A 17,343-nucleotide genomic window follows, 5' to 3' on the forward strand; every position below is an offset into this window, starting at 1 on the left:
CTACCTTTCCTCCTATCGACGGTGATGCCCACAGGGCGACACCACGGGACCACGGAGGAATCGAGTGACCACAGTCTCTCCCACAGGCGGCAACAGCGCCGCCGGCGCCGGGGGTGCGAGTGCCGCAGGCGCGACACAACCCCCGCAGACCACCAGTGTGCGGCGCGTCGCGATCGCGAGCTGCATCGGCACGACCATCGAGTTCTACGACTTCTTCATCTACGGAACTGCTGCGGCACTTGTCTTTCCGACGGTATTCTTCCCCGCGCTCGGTGCCACCGCGGGAACCGTCGCATCGTTTGCGACCTTCGCAGTCGCATTCATCGCCCGGCCCGTCGGCGCAATGCTGTTCGGACACTTCGGTGATCGCATCGGTCGCAAGAAGACTCTGATCTCGACGCTCCTGCTCATGGGTATCTCGACGCTCCTGATCGGCTTGCTGCCCGGTGCGGCAACTATCGGTGTTGCGGCTCCGATCATCCTGGTGCTCTTGCGATTCGGCCAAGGCTTCGCGGTCGGTGGTGAATGGGCAGGCGCAACTCTGCTCACCGCGGAATACGCCCCACCGGGCAAACGTGGTCTGTATGCGATGTTCCCGCAGCTCGGCCCCGCAATCGCCTTCGTGCTCTCGAGCAGTACCTTCCTCATCACCGGCGCTGTTCTCGGCGATACCAACCAAGCCTTCCTCGACTACGGCTGGCGTATCCCGTTCTTGTTCTCCATCGTGTTGGTCGGCATCGGCCTCTACATGCGACTCGCCATCGAGGAGACCCCGGTCTTCAAGGCGGAGCAGGCAGAGCGCGTTGCAGAGCAGAAGAACGAAGCACCTCGCACCCTCCCGTTCCTGGATGCCTGGCGGTTCCAGACCAAGGAAATCCTGCTCTCGGCCGGCGCCCTCGCTTGCCTGTTCGCGTTCTTCTACATGGGCACGGCGTTCCTCACGAGCTACGGAACCAAGACCCTCGGCTTCTCCCGCCCGTTCGTCCTGTCGGTCGGTATCGCGTCCGCCTTCGTCTTCGGTGCGGCGATCATCGTCTCCGCCTTGTACTCGGACCGCATCGGGCGTCGCAAGGTCATCATGATCTCTTGTGGTCTGGCTGTGGTGTGGGCGCTCATTCTGTTCCCGCTCCTGGACACCGGAACACCGATCGCGTTCATCCTCGGAATGTTCGGCACGCTGATGATCTTCGGAATCGCGTACGGCCCCTGTGGTGCGCTGCTTCCGGAAATGTTCCAGACCCGCTACCGCTACACCGGTGCCGGCCTCGGCTACAACCTCGCCGGAGTGCTCGGCGGCGCAGTGCCGCCGCTGATCGCCGCACCGCTGGCCTCGGCCTACGGGAGTATGGCCATCGGAATCATGTTGGCAATCCTCGGCGTGGTGAGTCTGGTCTGCACCTGGGCGCTCGTCGAGACCAAGGACCACGCCCTGTAAACACTGTGCGCCTTTATTAACCGCCGGCGGTTAATAAAGGCGCACAGCAGGCGGGTGGGGTGTCCGGACTTCGAACAGTTACGGACACCCCGCACCGGGAAGTATGTCGTGCATCACACCGAATCGAGTAAATTCGTAGATGAGAGGGTCCGCTGCGGCGGCCCCTCTCATAGGTGCCTGAACAGGTAACCGGAGAGGACAGAACACATGAGTACGCCGCTGCCCAGCTATACGTCCGGAGTATGGGACGGTCCGATGCTGGGCGACACCATCGGAGACAACCTCGATCGCACGGTTGCCGCACACGGTGACCGCGATGCGTTGATCGACCATGCCAGCGGTCGACGATGGACGTACCGGGAGTTCGCCGAGCAGGTGAACGGGCTCGCTGCCGGACTACTTTCCCGTGGCGTGGGGAAGGGCGATCGGGTGGGGATCTGGGCTCCCAACTGTCCGGAATGGACGTTCACGCAGTACGCGACGGCAAAGATCGGCGCGATCCTGGTCAACATCAATCCGGCCTACCGCTCGCACGAGTTGCAGTACGTGCTCGAGCAGGCCGGAATCTCGATGCTGGTGTCTGCGGCCAGCTTCAAGACCTCGGACTACGCGTCGATGATCGAGACGGTGCGGCCGCAGTGCCCGGATCTGACGTCGGTGCTCCTGCTCGGTTCACCCGAGTGGGACGGCGTGCTGGCGGACGGGTTGGCGGCCCAGGCAAGCGATCCGGCTCCGCTCGCAGCTGCCCAAGCCGCGTTATCGGCCGACGACGCGATCAACATCCAATACACCTCGGGCACTACCGGTTTCCCGAAGGGCGCGACGCTCAGCCACCACAACATTCTCAACAACGGCTACTTCGTCGGCGAGTTGTGCCACTACAGCGAGGTCGATCGGGTGTGCATCCCGGTGCCGTTCTATCACTGCTTCGGCATGGTGATGGGCAACCTTGCGTGCACCAGTCACGGTGCTGCCATGGTCATTCCGGGCCCGGCATTCGATCCGCGCGCCTCGCTCGAAGCCGTCCAGGCCGAAAAGTGCACGTCCCTCTACGGCGTTCCGACGATGTTCATTGCCGAATTGGCGTTGCCGGACTTCGACAGCTTCGATCTGTCGTCCCTTCGCACCGGCATCATGGCGGGTTCGCCCTGCCCGGTCGAGGTGATGAAGCAGGTCATCGATCGCATGGGCATGGCAGAGGTGTCCATCTGCTATGGCATGACCGAGACGTCACCGGTGTCGCTGCAGACCCGCTCTGACGATTCGATCGAGCAGCGCACCGAAACCGTCGGTCGGGTGGGGCCGCACCTCGAGATCAAGATCGTAGATCCGGCAACCGGACTGACGGTGCCGCGCGGCGAGCCGGGCGAACTGTGCACGCGTGGTTACTCGGTCATGCTCGGCTACTGGGAGAACCCGGAGAAGACCGCCGAGGCGATCGACGCTGCCCGGTGGATGCACACCGGAGACATCGGAGTCATGGACGAGGCCGGATACGTCGCTATCACGGGACGCATCAAGGACATGGTCATCCGCGGTGGTGAGAACGTATATCCGCGTGAGATCGAGGAGTTCCTTTACACCCATCCCGACATTCTCGACGCGCAGGTCATCGGTGTACCGGACGCCAAGTACGGCGAGGAATTGATGGTGTGGGTCCAGATGCGCGAAGGTGCAGACGATCTGGACGCCGATTCGGTCCGTGCCTTCTGCACCGGCAAGCTCGCGCACTACAAGATTCCGCGGTACGTCCATGTCGTGGACGAGTTCCCGATGACAGTCACGGGCAAGGTCCGCAAGATCGCGATGCGAGAACAGGCGATCGAATTGATCGGTCAGGCCTGAGCATATGTCTGCGAACCCAGGGGAGCGTGAGCCGGTACGCCCCGAGATCGCGCTCTCCTGGAAGCGTTCTCGACTGAGTGGCCTCGATCCGTCGTCGGCAATCGCCGTGGACACCGAGGAGCAGGACGGCGAATCTCGTCTGCTCCGGGCGGCCGCGCCCGTGCTCGACGAGGTGTCGCAACAGATCGCGGGCACCGGTTTCTGTGTGCTGCTTGCTGATCGAGAATGCCGCGTGGTCGCTTCGGTGTACTCCGACAGCCGCGTCGAGCGGACAATCGAGCGGTTGGGCGTCGTCAACGGTTCACGCTTCGGTGAAGAGCACGCCGGTACCAATGCACTCGGTACTCCGCTCGAGGTAGGTCGAAGCGTGGTGATCCACGGGGACGAGCATTTCCTCGACAGCCTCAAGGGATTGAGCTGCTACGGCCAGCCGATCTTGCATCCCGTCACACGTCGCGTGGAGGGTATTCTCGACATGACCGGCGTTGTCTCGCAGGCCAACCCGCTGTTCGCGCCCTTCCTTGCGCGTGCTGCAGCGGATATCGAGAAACGACTGCTCGAAGGCTCCAAGGCGTCGGAGCAGCGGCTGGTCGACGCATTCCAGCGAGTGTCACATCAGCGCCACATTGCCGTCGCGGCCATCGGCGACGACATCCTGCTGAGCAACCGAACGGCCTTGGATCTGCTCGACACCGCCGACCACGTATCACTCCGGTCCTTGATCGCCGATCTCAATCCTGATCAATCGAGGCTTGTGACAGTCGAATTGGCGTCCGGTGCGCTGGCGCGAGTTCAAGCCGACCGGATTTCCGGGGCCGACGGCGGTGCACTCTTCCTGGTCGAACCACTCCAGCGGGAACGGGCGCCCATCCGCAGAACCCACGAGCGGGCACCATCTCCGGGGGAACGACTGCGCCGAGACCTCATGCGAGCGCGAGCCTCGTCGTCCGCAGTTGCCATCTCTGGTGAAGCGGGTTCCGGTCGAACTTCGGCAGCATCGGACGTGGTCGGGAGCGTCGACGCCAGGTGGCACGATGCCACGCGAATCGCGTTCGACGGCCGTGAGCAGTGGATCACCGATCTTGTGCGAGCAGCCCGTAAGCGTTCGGGCGTGGTCGTGATCGAACAGGTGCAGCTCCTTCCCGATTCGGTGTTGCCACTGGTTGCAGACCTGGTCGATGCCAGCGCCGAGGGGCCGAGGATTGTGTTGACCAGCGGCGCGGTCGCGGATTTGCCGCCAGCCATCGTGTCACTCATCTCGCGTTGTGCCTCCAGGATTGCCATCAACCCGCTGCGAGAACGACAAGCCGAGATCGCCGAGTTGGCTCAGGCGATGTTGGAGGGGATCTCGCCCGAATTGAGGTTGACTGCCAGCGCTGCCGAAGCGCTCGCGGCGGCCAGTTGGCCGGGCAATCTGGCCGAATTGCGCGTCGTGCTCCATCGCGCCTCCGGCGAACGCTCGAGCACTCGCATCGACGTCGTCGATCTGCCCGAGGACTATCGCACCACGGCCAAGGTGTCGCGGTTGGCAGGGCGGGAGAAGGCCGAGCGCCAGGCGATCATCGGAGCGTTGAAAGACTGCGGCGGCAACAAGGTTCACGCGTCGGCGCAACTCGGAATCAGCCGAAGCACTCTCTACACACGGATGCGGGCGCTCGACATCACTGTGTAGTTTGCTGTCCGAATTGAGTTGTACAAAGTTCGGACAGTTAGCACCCCCGGAAGCGCGGAAGTATGGCGTGCATCACATTCGCACCTCACTACTTCAGGGGAGTTTCCGATGACGGCAGTAGCCGAACACACCATCAGTTCCGCGGTACAGGGTTTCCTGAACGGACCGAAGAAGCTCTACATCGGCGGCGAATTCGTCGACGCCGCTTCGGGTCAGACCTTCGCGACGTACAACCCGGCTGACGGACAGAAGCTCGCAGACGTGGCACACGGCCAGGCCGAAGACATCGACCGCGCGGTACGCGCCGCCCGAACGGCTTTCGAGGACGGCCCCTGGTCTCGGATGAAGGCAAACGAGCGCGAGCGGATGATCTGGCGCGTCGGCGACATTCTCAGTGCTCGTGCCGAGGAATTCGGTCAGCTCGAAGCTCTCGACAACGGCAAGTCCGTTGCCATCGCCACCGCCGTCGACGTGGCTTGGGCCGCAGACGTTTTCCGCTACTACGCGGGTTGGGCCACCAAGATCGAAGGCAGCACCGTCAACGTGTCGATGCCCTTCTCTCCGGGCGGCGAGTTCCACGCCTACACCCTGCGTGAGGCAATCGGCGTCTGTGGACTGATCGTGCCGTGGAACTTCCCGCTGCTGATGTCGTCGTGGAAGCTCGCCCCCGCGCTCGCCGCCGGCAACACGGTGATCCTCAAGCCCGCTGAGCAGACCCCGCTCACCGCACTGCTTCTCGCGGAGGTCTTCGAAGAAGCCGGATTCCCGCCCGGCGTCGTCAACATCGTTCCCGGCTTCGGCGATGCAGGTGCTGCACTGTCCGGCCACGACGACGTGGACAAGGTCGCGTTCACCGGTTCCACCGAGGTGGGTAAGAAGATCGTCGACGCCGCCAAGGGCAACCTGAAGAAGGTTACGCTCGAGCTCGGTGGCAAGAGCCCCAACATCGTATTCGCCGACGCGGATTTCGATTCCGCTGTGGAGGGTTCACTCAACGCCTGGCTGTTCAACCACGGCCAGTGCTGCGTTGCGGGTACCCGTCTGTACGTCGAGGACACCATCTTCGAGAAGTTCACCGAGGCCGTCGCGCACGCAGCGAGCCAGGTCAAGATCGGACCCGGCCTCGATCCCACCACCCAGCTCGGACCGCTGGTCTCGCAGGAGCAGTTCGACAAGGTCACCGGTTACCTCCGTGAGGGGATCGCCGACGGCGCACGTGCACTCACCGGCGGTAACCGCTGGGGCGATCAGGGCTACTTCGTCGAGCCGACTGTCTTCGTCGACGTCAAGCCCGAATTCTCCATCGTTCAGGAGGAGATCTTCGGACCCGTCGTGGCAGCGCTGCCGTTCAACGCAGACGACGGACCCATCACTGCCGCAAACGATTCCATCTACGGACTTGCCGCCGGCATCTGGACCCGTGACATTTCCAAGGCCCACCGCACGGCCAAGCGTCTCAAGGCTGGCTCGGTGTGGATCAACCAGTACAACGGCTTCGACACCGCAATGCCTTTCGGCGGATACAAGCAGTCCGGTTGGGGCCGCGAGCTCGGCGCTTCGGCTATCGATCTCTACACCCAGACCAAGGCCGTCAACATCGCCCTCTGACCGACCCCCATCGCTCATTCTCTCGTCCGACAATCAAGGAGATCACCAGTGAAGACCAAAGCTGCTGTACTGCTCGAGCCCGGAAAGCCTTTCGAGATCATGGAACTCGACCTCGACGGCCCCGGGGTGGGTGAGGTACTGATCAAGTACACCGCTGCCGGACTGTGCCATTCGGATCTGCATCTGACCGACGGTGATCTCCCGCCGCGTTACCCGATTGTCGGCGGACACGAAGGCTCGGGCATCATCGAAGAGGTCGGACCCGGCGTCACGAAGGTCAAGCCGGGCGACCACGTCGTGTGTAGCTTCATCCCCAACTGCGGCACCTGTCGCTACTGCTCGACCGGTCGCCAGAACCTTTGTGACATGGGTGCCACCATCCTCGAAGGTTCGATGACGGACGGTTCCTTCCGTTTCCACGGCAATGGAATGGATTTCGGCGGAATGTGCATGCTCGGAACGTTCTCCGAGCGCGCCACCATTTCTCAGCACTCGGTGGTCAAGATCGACGACTGGCTTCCCTTGGAGACAGCAGTGGTCGTCGGCTGCGGCGTGCCTTCGGGATGGGGAACGGCAGTCAACGCCGGTAACCTTCGCGCCGGCGACACCGCGGTGATCTACGGCATCGGTGGCCTCGGCATCAATGCCGTCCAGGGCGCCGTTTCGGCCGGCTGCAAGTATGTCGTGGTGGTCGACCCGGTTGCTCTCAAGCGTGAGACCGCACTGAAGTTCGGTGCAACCCATGCCTTTGCAGACGCCGAGAGCGCTGCTGCCAAGGTCAACGAGCTGACGTGGGGACAGGGCGCCGACGCGGCGCTCATCCTTGTCGGCACCGTCGACGAGGACGTGGTCAGTGCAGCGACAGCAGTGATCGGCAAGGGCGGCACCGTGGTGATCACGGGTCTCGCCGATCCGGCCAAGTTGACCGTGCACGTGTCGGGAACCGATCTGACGCTGAACCAGAAGACGATCAAGGGCACATTGTTCGGATCCATGAACCCGCAGTACGACATCGTGCGACTGCTTCGTCTCTACGATGCGGGTCAGCTCAAGCTCGACGAACTGATCACCAACACCTACAGCCTCGAAGACGTCAACCAGGGCTACCAGGATCTGCGTGATGGCAAGAACATCCGTGGCGTGATCATTCACGACAAGTAGGACAACTGCTGTGCGCCTTTATTAACCGCCGGCGGTTAATAAAGGCGCACAGTACTATTTCTTGGCTTTCGACAAAATCTGCATCAACTGAAGTAGCGCCGAGAACTTCGCGAACACCGAGCGCGAGACCACCGGACCGAAAGCCGCGGTGTCGGTTGCGTCGAAGGCGTCGAGCAGATCGCGAAAACTTTCGACCTGTTTGACCATCGCGTCGAGATCGACGTGCGTGACTGTGTCGGCGTCGCGCAGAGCGAGCAGGTACTGCGGCGCCGTCACCAAGGCGACTGCCGGGATCTTCCGCTCGAACAGTGGTTCACCCTCGCCGAAATGAATGACCGGTCCTGGCGCCACGATTCGGCGATCGCCTGCCCCGATGTCGCGCCACAGCGGTGCAACGATGTCGTGTACTTCCCGACTCGTCGCGTAGAGCAGTTCCGGTTCCGGAGTGGTCTCCAACGAATAGCTGCCGATCGAGGTGTTCTCGGTATCACCCAGTGCGCCGAGATGTTCGATTGCGATCCCCGCTACTGCGCGCGCCTGACCGTCTTCGCCCTTCCACATCTCGGGGTGTGCTTCGAGCCAGGTGGACGTTGCCTGTCCGTGCTTGGACACCGCTGGAATGCGAAGGTGGCCGGTCGTCAGCACAAAAACGTACGACCGTCGATGCGGCTGCGCGACGGCGTGCCGCGCCAAGGCCAACATTCCCAGATGCCCGTTCTCCTCGACGCCGTTGGTTCCGTCGCTGTGAGTGATGAGCAGAATCGTCTCTTCCGGTGATGTCCCCGGGGATACCGCCCACACCGTGTCGGTCCGGGTGTCCGGATGCAGAGTTGCATCCAGAACCAGAGTCGCCCGCTGACCGGAACGGGCTGCAGCGACAACCTTCTTGCCCTCGTCGCCGGCCACCCAGACGGCGGGGATGTCGTGGTACGGCTGCGTGAACGGAAGATATTGTCCCAGCGCGTTGTCCGGAGCGATGTCACGCCACACCGCGATCACGCCGAGCACTCCGGCCTTGCGGGCCTTGTCGAGTTTCGGGCCAAGAAGGGTTGCGGAGAGAACCGGATTTCGAAGAGTCTCGTCGGTGGCGATCGGACCCCACTCGCTGACCAGTAGCTTGCGGGGAAGATCGATGTGCGGGACCTCGATCACCGCGATCGCGCCCTTGGCCGCGGACCATTTGGGGCGTCGCGCGCTGACGTAGACCAGGGGAGCGGAGATTCCCTGTGGTCCGGTCAATCCCGAGTAGGGGAATGCGGACGAAACCTTGATCGGCCCCGTGGGCAATTCGATGCGAAGTCCGTCAGACGTTGCCGGTAGATCCCAGCGTTCGAAAGTGTGTGAATCACGCCGGACTTCGAGGCCCAGTTCGGTCAGTTCGTTCGCGACTTCCTCCACCACCGCGTGGTGTGAAGGTGATCCCGTCAATCGTGGCCCCCGCGCGTCGAGTCGCTGTTGGCCTGCAAGGAGGAGATCGCGATCGACGGCCTGGCCGTGATTCATGGGATTGCCTTTCGTACTACGCGACGTCTGCTCTGGTGAGGCGCCTGCCCGTGTCGTGTCCACGGTACCGAGCGGTCTGAAAAGGAGACGGAGAGCGCGCCGGATATGCCGTTTTCGCAGATATACCAGGTGCCAACGAGTCGGTCGGTCCGTACCGTATGACCTTGGCACCGAAAGACTCCGTGTTCTTCGGACAGACCAGTCCACGGCGAGAGAGGCCTACGTTGGCTACGTATCTTTACAGGTTGGGGAAGTTCGCTTTCCGCCACAAGTATCTTGTGGTGGCCGCGTGGATTATCGTGATCGCGGTGGTGGGGGGCGCTATCAGCGCCACAAATCCGACGTTCTCCAAAGAATTCAATCTTCCGGGCACCGATTCACAGCGTGCGACCGAGTTGATGAACGAGAACTTTGCAGCGGCAGCGGAGCAGCAAACTCAGGCGTCGACCAGCATTCTCATCGCGGCAGACGACGGGCTTGCCGCGCACAGCGATCAGATCGACCAGTTGATCGCACAGGCGAAGACGTTGCCGGACATCGTCGATCCCGAGAAGATCGTCAATCCGGTCACTCTCGCGGAGGCCAATCCGGCGGTAGCGTCCGCCGTTCTCGGCGACAACGGCAAGGTCGGGCTGATCCAGCTCAATCAGTCGATTCGCATCGAGGATCAGACGCAGGCGAACAAGACGGCGTTGCTCGATTTGATGGCAAAATTCCGCACTGGTGGCCTGCAAGTCGAAGGCACCGGTTCGATGATGCAGGTGCAGGCCGCGGGCGGTCTGTCGGAGATGCTCGGCTTCGCGGTGGCGTTCATCGTGATGATCGTGGCGTTCGGCGCACTCATCGCGGCGTTCATCCCGTTGTTCACTGCAATTCTTGGAATTGCGCTGGCCACTCTGACGGTCACACTCGGCTCGGGCTTCTTCGACATCAACGAAGGTGTCACGGGAATCGTCACGATGATCGGCATCGCAGTCTCGATCGACTATGCGTTGTTCATCGTCTCGCGCTACCGCAGTGAGCTCAATCTGGGCGGAACCAGGGAAGCTGCTGCCGGACGCGCAGTAGGTACAGCCGGTTCGTCGGTCGTATTCGCGGGCCTGACAGTTGTGGTTGCGCTGGCAGCCCTGGCGGTGGTCGGGGTCCCGATGATCACGCAGATGGGAATCTCGGCAGCGGTTGCCGTCATCATCGCCGTGCTCGGCGCAATCACGTTGATCCCGGCAGTTCTGGGCATCTTCGGTCGGTTCGCGTTCTCGCCTCGTATTCCCGGGCTTCGCCACGGTGACGAGCCCGAGACGATGGAATCCAACGGACATCGCTGGGCCAAGATAGTCACCAAGTACCCGTGGCCGATCGCGGGTGCTGCTCTGGTCCTCCTGGTGATCGCGGCTATTCCGATGACGAAGCTCGAACTCGGACTCTCGTTCACTCAAGACGAAGAGCGACCGGCACTGGCCCTCCTGCAACGAGGATTCGGTGAAGGCGTCAACGGCGAATTGTTCGTCGTGCTCGACGCGCCCGACGGCACCGACATCACCGCGATTGCCGAAGGCACTGTCGCGCACATCAAGGGCCTCGACAACGTCGCAACGCCGGATCAGTTGATGTGGGTCGGAAACGGACCGGACGCGGCAAACCCGATGGCGGGCGCAAACTCTGCGCTCATCGCGGTCACCCCGCAGATGTCTCCGAGCGGCCCCGAAACCCACGAGCTGATGAATCAGATCCGGGACTACGGATCGACGGTGAAGTCGGAAGGCGCAGAACTCGGTGTAGCGGGTCAAACCGCGATCGTTGCAGACATGTCGTCGAAGCTCAGTTCCGCGCTCATCCCGTATCTCATCGTGGTTGTGGGGCTGGCGTTCATCATCATGATGGTCGTCTTCCGCTCGATCTTGGTGCCGCTGACCGCAACTCTCGGATTCCTGTTTTCCGTCTGTGCGACCTTCGGCGCCACGGTTGCCATTTTCCAGTTGGGCGACTTCGGGCTGATCGAGCACACACAACCCATCATCTCGTTCCTGCCGATCTTCATGATCGGTGTGGTCTTCGGGTTGGCGATGGACTATCAAGTGTTCCTCGTGACGCGAATGCGCGAGGAATACGTGCACGGATTGTCGGCCAAGGACGCCATCATCTCCGGCTACACCCATGGTGCTCGCGTGGTCGCATCGGCGGCCATCATCATGATCTCCGTGTTCGGCGCATTCATGCTGTCCTCGGAGACGACAAGCAAGATGATGGGCTTCGGTCTCGCGGCGGCAGTCTTCTTCGACGCCTTCATCATCCGCATGATCGTGATCCCTGCGGTCATGTCGATCCTCGGTGATTCGGCGTGGAAGTTGCCCGCGTGGATCGACAAGATYCTGCCGAACGTCGACATCGAGGGTGAAGCGATTCGGCGGATTCCGATCGAGCAGGATCCGGATTCCGATCCAGACCCGAATCAGGTGCCGGTGAGGGTTTAAGCACTCAGGTCGTCAGGACGGGGTGCCGGTTGCACAGCAACTGGCACCCCGTTCTTCTGTCTTCATGCGGCGCTCGCGCGATAGGAAACCATCCGGTTGGTAACAGAAATCGCTGTGATCGCGACAGGACTTCCAGAGGCGACGCGCATCGGGAGCGAGCCGTGACAGTGACTGCGAGGGTACGTGTCGAAGGAGCAAACCGATTCGAAGCGGGCCGAGAAGTGGACCTTCGCGCTGACGGTCGTCTCCCTGATCGCCGGTGGGACAGTGGTTGCCGGGCTGGTGGATCGGTGGAGCAGCTCGCCGTCCGATGACATCTCTGTAGCTGCGTCATCTTCGATCACCATGACGTCTACACCGGACGAGATTCCGGCGGAGGACGTGCCTGAATTCTCGTACGTCACGCCGAGCGCGGTGTACCCGACAACGATTCCGGGTTGTGAAAGCGTCGAAGCGCCGGACGACGAACACGGAATCTCGATCTTCACATCGACAGGCGGCGACGAGGCGTACGACGACCCACGTTTTCCGTGGTTTTCCGGCGCCAAGGCTGTATCGATGTCGGATTCGGTCGCCGATGCGATTCCGGACGGCGTCGAGATCAAGTTCGCCAGTCCGCGCCGATCGCTCCAGTTCGGTCCGATCTCGGCACCGTCGACCTCGGACGAGTTGCCCGAGGGATGGACGATCGAGGATCTGGCGTCCACTGATGCGTCGGCGACAATACTTCGAGGCGAGGCCAGTGGTGGACTGTCGGTCTCGGTCAACAGCAGTAAGGCGCCGGTTCCTCCGTGCGTCGCCGGTTCTCTCGTCGAACGTCGCTCACTCGCGGATGGTTCAGTTGTGGACGTGCAGGACTCGTGGAGTGAAATCAACGGACAACGCACTCTTTCTCGTTCGGCGTTCCTTTACGGCATCGATGGCACACGAGTTCACGCCTATCTCGATGACACTGCCGATCGAGTCGGCGCCGAGGTTCAGGCAAGCGGCGCGCTTCCACTGACCATCGACGAACTGGTTTCTCTGGTCAGCCTGCCGCAACTGCGAATCACGACGCCTGCTCCGCCGGGTACGGCACCGCTTTCGCCCGGGTGCCACGGGATCCCCCGAGACTCTGGCGACGTGGCCGAACTCGATCGCGCGACGATCGAACGTCTCAACGCGGTACTCGAAGTCAGATGGCGCGCTGTACCTCCGGGTTTTCCGATTCTTGATACCGGACCGGGCACTCTGACGGTGGCGGAGAATGACAAGTCCACTGCATGTCAGAGACTTCTCACCCGGACGGGAGACAGCGAGTCGACGCTCAACATGACAATTACCGGCGGACAACCACTCCCCGAGGAGCCCAACAAATACGACCCTTCCTACGACGGGCACCCCTTGGAGGTCGTGACGCGACCGGATGGATCCGTGATCGAGCGAGACGAACGGAACTACGCGACCGTGCCCATGACAAATGACGGCTCGAAAGCAGAATCGACGCAGGAAACGAGCAGGTCGGTGGTCGTCACCCGCCCGAATGGGACCCAAGTCTCGGTTTCGTCGTCGGCTGCGATCCCGAACGATCCGATGACGTTCGCGCAGTTGGAGTTTCTCGCGACGACCGAWGGCCTGGAGATTCGATGACCACCAGATTCTCCCCGAAATCGCGACTTCGGATCGCGGCCGCCGCAGCCGTAGTCACCGTCACTGCCGCCATCGCCACGGTGGTCACGTCGACGAGTTCCGAACCGACAGCGATCTCGTCGCCGCTATGGAGCGTCGAGGCCTCCGAGATTCTCGGTCGCGAGTTCGCGATATTTCGGAGCCCACTTGTCGGCACCGAATTCAACATGGACATGGGCGGATTCATCGATGCCGGATCACTCGTGGTCACGATGATCGGTATGCCGGATCGTCAGGCGTATTCGTTGGACGACGCAGAATTGGTCGGATTGGACGCCGAAGATGGCACAGTTCGTTGGCGCACGTCGGCGGTCGACATCGGTGGTTGCTCCGAGACTCTGCTCGGCAGTTCGGTGCTGTGTTTCTCCGGGCCGTACGTATCCGGTGGTTCGTACTCACTTTTCGATATCGAGACCGGAGAGCGTCGAGACATCAAGACGCCGTGGGCACCGATCATCGCGGTTGTCTCGGGTGACAGGGTCCTCGCGCTCGAGGGTGATATCGAGAGCAACGACGTTCGCGTGCACAGCGGAACCGTCGACGATCCGGAAGCGAACTGGTCCAAAGCGTTCGACGTCGGTGGATCGTGGGAAGCCGGATACGTCGATCCGGTGATGTCGGTGCACGGCGATCTGGGTGTGATCGCTCTCGACGAGTCTCTGGGATTCGATCTGAAGACCGGCGAACAGCGGTGGGTACACGGTTACTCCACCTGTTCGACCGCGCATACATCGTCGGACGGGGTGACATTGGTGTCGGATGGCGGTTGCGAAGGCAATGGCCGTCCGACAAGTGAGTACGCGCTCGATCAGAACGGGCGCGAGTTCGCCAGGACGGACGAACTGCCCTCGGAGTCCTCGTACTACGGCGGGCGATACAGCCGAGATAATCCCGCAGGAGGATCGACTCCGATCATTCTGGGACACAGCGGTTTCGACCGGACTTCCGGCGAGAAATTGTGGTCCAACAGTGAACTCTTCGACACCGCACAGTCGTTGGCGGTAATCGGCAACGTGGTTGCCGTGACCCGTTCCGGTTCCGAGACCGAGGTCCAGTTCGTGGACCTCTTCACCGGTGAGGTCCTGTGGCGATCGAACGCCGAGCGCGCCGGGGAGGTTGTCTGGCACGGCGATGTCGTTATCGACGAGGGAAACGTCTACGGAACGGATGTCCGTACGGGCCAACGTAGTTGGGAGGTTCGGGTGGACCAGGACGGGGACGACGAGTTCACCCCCTGGGCGATGCCGCGGGAGCTGTGGGCAGGGGGCAAGGTGCTGTTGCGTTCCAGTGAAGACAGCATCACGGCGTTGAAGGTGTCTTGAGTGCTTCGGCCTCCGGTGCTGGAACAGTTTTCCCGGTGATCAGATCGACTTCCTCGAGCGGTGGAACGTCTTCTCCGTCGAGCACTCGGCGCATGCGCTCCTTGTCGAGCTGCCCCTCCCAATTCGCGACCACGAAGGTAGCGACACAGTTCCCAAGCAGGTTCACCGAGACTCGCATCGAGTCCATGATTCGATCGGCGCCCAGCAGGAGGGCGACTGCGGCAACTGGAATTGCGCCGTGACCGATCGCGGCCACGGTGGCGGACAGTGCCAGGAATGACGATCCCGGCACGCCGGCCATTCCCTTGGACGTGAGCATCAGTACCAGGACGGCAGTGATCTGTTCACCGAGTGTCAGGTCCACGCCGAGTGCCTGAGCCAGAAACAGCATGCAGATCGAAAGGTACAGCGTGGCGCCGTCGAGATTGAACGAGTAGCCGGTAGGCACCACCAATCCTGTTGTAGTGCGCGAGCATCCGGCGTTGGTGAGCTTGACCATGATTCGGGGCAGAACTACTTCGGTCGACGCCGTTCCCAACGCGAGGAAGAGTTCGTCCTTGATGTACTTGACGAACTTCCACAGATTCACGCCCGTGAAGTACCTGACTATCGCCGCCAGGATGAGGATGAACAGGACGGCCGCAAGATAGCATGCGGCGATCAGCTTTCCGTAACTTCCGAGCGAAGCGATCCCGTACTGGCCGACGATGTACGCCATCGCGCCCAAAGCGCCCAACGGCGCCAGTCTCATGATCCAGCCGATGATCGTGAAGAACAGATGACTCAGACGATCGACTAGTTCGAACACGATCGGTGGTCCACTCTCGCCTGCCTTGGCCAAGGCGAGCCCGAACAGTACGGCGAAGAAGAGGACTTGGAGGAGTGCGTTCTCGGCGAAGGCCGAAACTATCGACACCGGAATGATATTGAGCAGGAATTCGACGGTGTGGGGAAGCTCGCCGCTTCCAGTCTTGGCGGCCACGGCGTCCGCACCGTTCGCCAGCGTCTCCGGATCGATGTTGAATCCCGCACCCGGCTTCATCAGATTTCCGATGAGCAGCCCGAACAACAGGGCAAAGGTGGTCACGACCTCGAAGTAGATGAGTGCTTTGACGCCGATACGCCCCACCGCTTTCAGATCCCCGACGTGGGCGATCCCGATTACGACGGTGCAGAAGATGATCGGCGCGATCAGCATTTTGATCAGCTTGATGAAGCCGTCGGCGAGGGGCTTGAGATTCGCGCCGAATTCGGGCCACAACCAGCCGATGAGAACGCCGATGACGATAGCGGCGATCAATTGCACGAACAGTGATCGGTACCAGGGCGGCTTGTTGGCGAGTCGCGCGAGCTCGCTGTTCGGCAGTTTTACGGAAGTTGGCATGGATGGGAACGGTAGGTCTGCTTGATTGCGAAAAAATAACTCGCGAATGTCGTGGATGTAACGCGTCGAGGTTGCATCTCGGACAACAATTCGGTCAACAAGCGACAGTTGTGTGTGACTGTGGTTATTGTTTCCCTGAGCGGTGATCTTCCGTCCGCGTGCATGCACGACGTGTGAGAGGGGCTGTCATGGGGCAAATTATCGGAACCATCATTTTCGGCGCAGTCATCGGAATCCTGGCTCGTCTCGTACTGCCAGGTAAGCAGCAGTACGGCATGATCATCACCGTCGTCCTCGGTGTCGCCGGAGCGCTTATCGGGTACTGGGTCTGGGGAGCGATCTCGGACAAGGGCGACACGGGTGGAATCGACTGGATCCGCTGGATCATCAGTATCGCCGCGGCGGCCGTGCTCTCGATCGGCTACAGCGCCGTCACGGGCAAGAAATAGCAAGCCAACGCGATTCGCGAAGTGCGCCCTCCCGAAGTTCGGGAGGGTGCACTTTTGGTTTGCCCTAGTTGTCCGACCCCAGTTGTGAGCGAACGGCACTCTCGTCGCCTCAGATGCGCCGAAAGGCGCGTTCGCTCAGGGGAGGGTCGCCGTAAATTCAGAGCGCTCGTCGCTGAAGATGCAGCGCCTCGAGGAACTGCGCCGGCAGATCCTGCTCGAGAATTTCGTCGTCGGGATGCGGTAGCGCCTTGATTTTCGCGAACTCGTCGTTGAGGCGTTCCATCTTGACGTCGAGGCGGTGTGCCGCGGCAGCAGCCTCGGTGAGTTCGTCGAGGAGCTCGACGGGAACCTCGCGGTTGTACTTGTAATAGATCTTGTGCTCGAGGCTCGCCCAGAAATCCATCGCGATGGTGCGGATTTGAAGTTCGATCGGTACGTGCCTGACGCGGTCGCTCATGAAAACCGGGACCTCGACGATCAGGTGCAAGCTCTTGTAGCCGTTGGGTTTCGGATCGGCGATGTAGTCCTCTCGCTCGATTACCCGAAGATCCGTCTGGCTGGTGAGCATCTCGGCGATCCGGTACGTGTCGGAAATGAAGCTGCAGGTGATGCGCACGCCGGCGATGTCGAAGATGTTCTTCGAGATGTCGTCGATCGTGAGCGGGATGTTCAGGCGTTGAGCCTTACGCAGGATGCTGTCCGGCGACTTGACCCGTGACGTCACGTGTTCGATGGGGCTGTACTGATTGATGTGAGTGAACTCGTCCTTGAGAATGTTCACCTTGGTCATCAGTTCGGAGATTCCGAATTGGTACAACATCATGA

At 61.5% G+C, this 17,343-nt stretch carries 12 protein-coding genes; 9 read left to right on the forward strand and 3 right to left on the reverse strand.

The annotated features are described in order from the left end of the window. The first annotated feature begins 64 nt into the window (after window positions 1-64). The 5 genes from AC1DWA_RS31665 to AC1DWA_RS31685 all read left to right on the forward strand — a co-directional run bounded on the left by AC1DWA_RS31665 (window position 65) and on the right by AC1DWA_RS31685 (window position 7,721). Complete coding sequence (locus tag AC1DWA_RS31665) at window positions 65-1,435, forward strand: MFS transporter (protein ID WP_019744239.1); 1,371 nt, start codon at window positions 65-67, stop codon at window positions 1,433-1,435. Window positions 1,436-1,642: 207 nt separating this feature from the next. Continuing rightward, window positions 1,643-3,280, forward strand: a complete 1,638-nt coding sequence (locus AC1DWA_RS31670) for an AMP-binding protein (protein ID WP_283384639.1) — start codon at window positions 1,643-1,645, stop codon at window positions 3,278-3,280. A 4-nt stretch (window positions 3,281-3,284) separates the two neighbouring features. Further along, window positions 3,285-4,952, forward strand: coding sequence for a sigma-54-dependent Fis family transcriptional regulator (locus tag AC1DWA_RS31675; RefSeq protein ID WP_029254896.1), 1,668 nt, complete (start codon window positions 3,285-3,287; stop codon window positions 4,950-4,952). Between the two features lie 108 nt (window positions 4,953-5,060). Beyond that, the gene (locus AC1DWA_RS31680; RefSeq protein ID WP_019744236.1) at window positions 5,061-6,560 is read left to right on the forward strand and encodes an aldehyde dehydrogenase family protein; all 1,500 of its coding nucleotides are present in this window, start codon (window positions 5,061-5,063) and stop codon (window positions 6,558-6,560) included. 48 nt (window positions 6,561-6,608) lie between these two features. After that, complete coding sequence (locus AC1DWA_RS31685; RefSeq protein WP_019744235.1) at window positions 6,609-7,721, forward strand: NDMA-dependent alcohol dehydrogenase; 1,113 nt, start codon at window positions 6,609-6,611, stop codon at window positions 7,719-7,721. Between the two features lie 54 nt (window positions 7,722-7,775). Here AC1DWA_RS31685 and AC1DWA_RS31690 read toward each other — a convergent pair whose 3' ends face one another. Next, complete coding sequence (locus tag AC1DWA_RS31690) at window positions 7,776-9,224, reverse strand: hypothetical protein (protein WP_477847429.1); 1,449 nt, start codon at window positions 9,222-9,224, stop codon at window positions 7,776-7,778. A gap of 224 nt (window positions 9,225-9,448) precedes the next feature. Here AC1DWA_RS31690 and AC1DWA_RS31695 point away from each other — a divergent pair, with 224 nt between their 5' ends. The 3 genes from AC1DWA_RS31695 to AC1DWA_RS31705 all read left to right on the forward strand — a co-directional run bounded on the left by AC1DWA_RS31695 (window position 9,449) and on the right by AC1DWA_RS31705 (window position 14,685). After that, complete coding sequence (locus tag AC1DWA_RS31695) at window positions 9,449-11,695, forward strand: MMPL family transporter (protein ID WP_477847449.1); 2,247 nt, start codon at window positions 9,449-9,451, stop codon at window positions 11,693-11,695. A 183-nt stretch (window positions 11,696-11,878) separates the two neighbouring features. After that, entirely contained in the window at window positions 11,879-13,324 is a 1,446-nt protein-coding gene (locus tag AC1DWA_RS31700) for a hypothetical protein (protein ID WP_477917497.1), read from the forward strand. Continuing rightward, entirely contained in the window at window positions 13,321-14,685 is a 1,365-nt protein-coding gene (locus AC1DWA_RS31705; RefSeq protein WP_477847432.1) for an outer membrane protein assembly factor BamB family protein, read from the forward strand. The genes AC1DWA_RS31700 and AC1DWA_RS31705 overlap by 4 nt, the downstream gene beginning before the upstream one ends. Here AC1DWA_RS31705 and dctA read toward each other — a convergent pair. Beyond that, complete coding sequence (gene dctA / locus AC1DWA_RS31710) at window positions 14,663-16,069, reverse strand: C4-dicarboxylate transporter DctA (RefSeq protein WP_477847434.1); 1,407 nt, start codon at window positions 16,067-16,069, stop codon at window positions 14,663-14,665. The genes AC1DWA_RS31705 and dctA overlap by 23 nt on opposite strands. Window positions 16,070-16,257: 188 nt before the next feature. Between dctA and AC1DWA_RS31715 the strand changes: the two genes are divergently transcribed. Continuing rightward, complete coding sequence (locus tag AC1DWA_RS31715) at window positions 16,258-16,518, forward strand: GlsB/YeaQ/YmgE family stress response membrane protein (protein WP_021334317.1); 261 nt, start codon at window positions 16,258-16,260, stop codon at window positions 16,516-16,518. Window positions 16,519-16,675: 157 nt separating this feature from the next. On the opposite strand, the gene AC1DWA_RS31720 is transcribed toward AC1DWA_RS31715, so the two are convergent. After that, window positions 16,676-17,341, reverse strand: a complete 666-nt coding sequence (locus AC1DWA_RS31720; protein ID WP_240952454.1) for a GTP pyrophosphokinase — start codon at window positions 17,339-17,341, stop codon at window positions 16,676-16,678. Window positions 17,342-17,343: the final 2 nt, after the last annotated feature.

This window comes from Rhodococcus sp. P4_F3_2 (genome assembly GCF_056401335.1).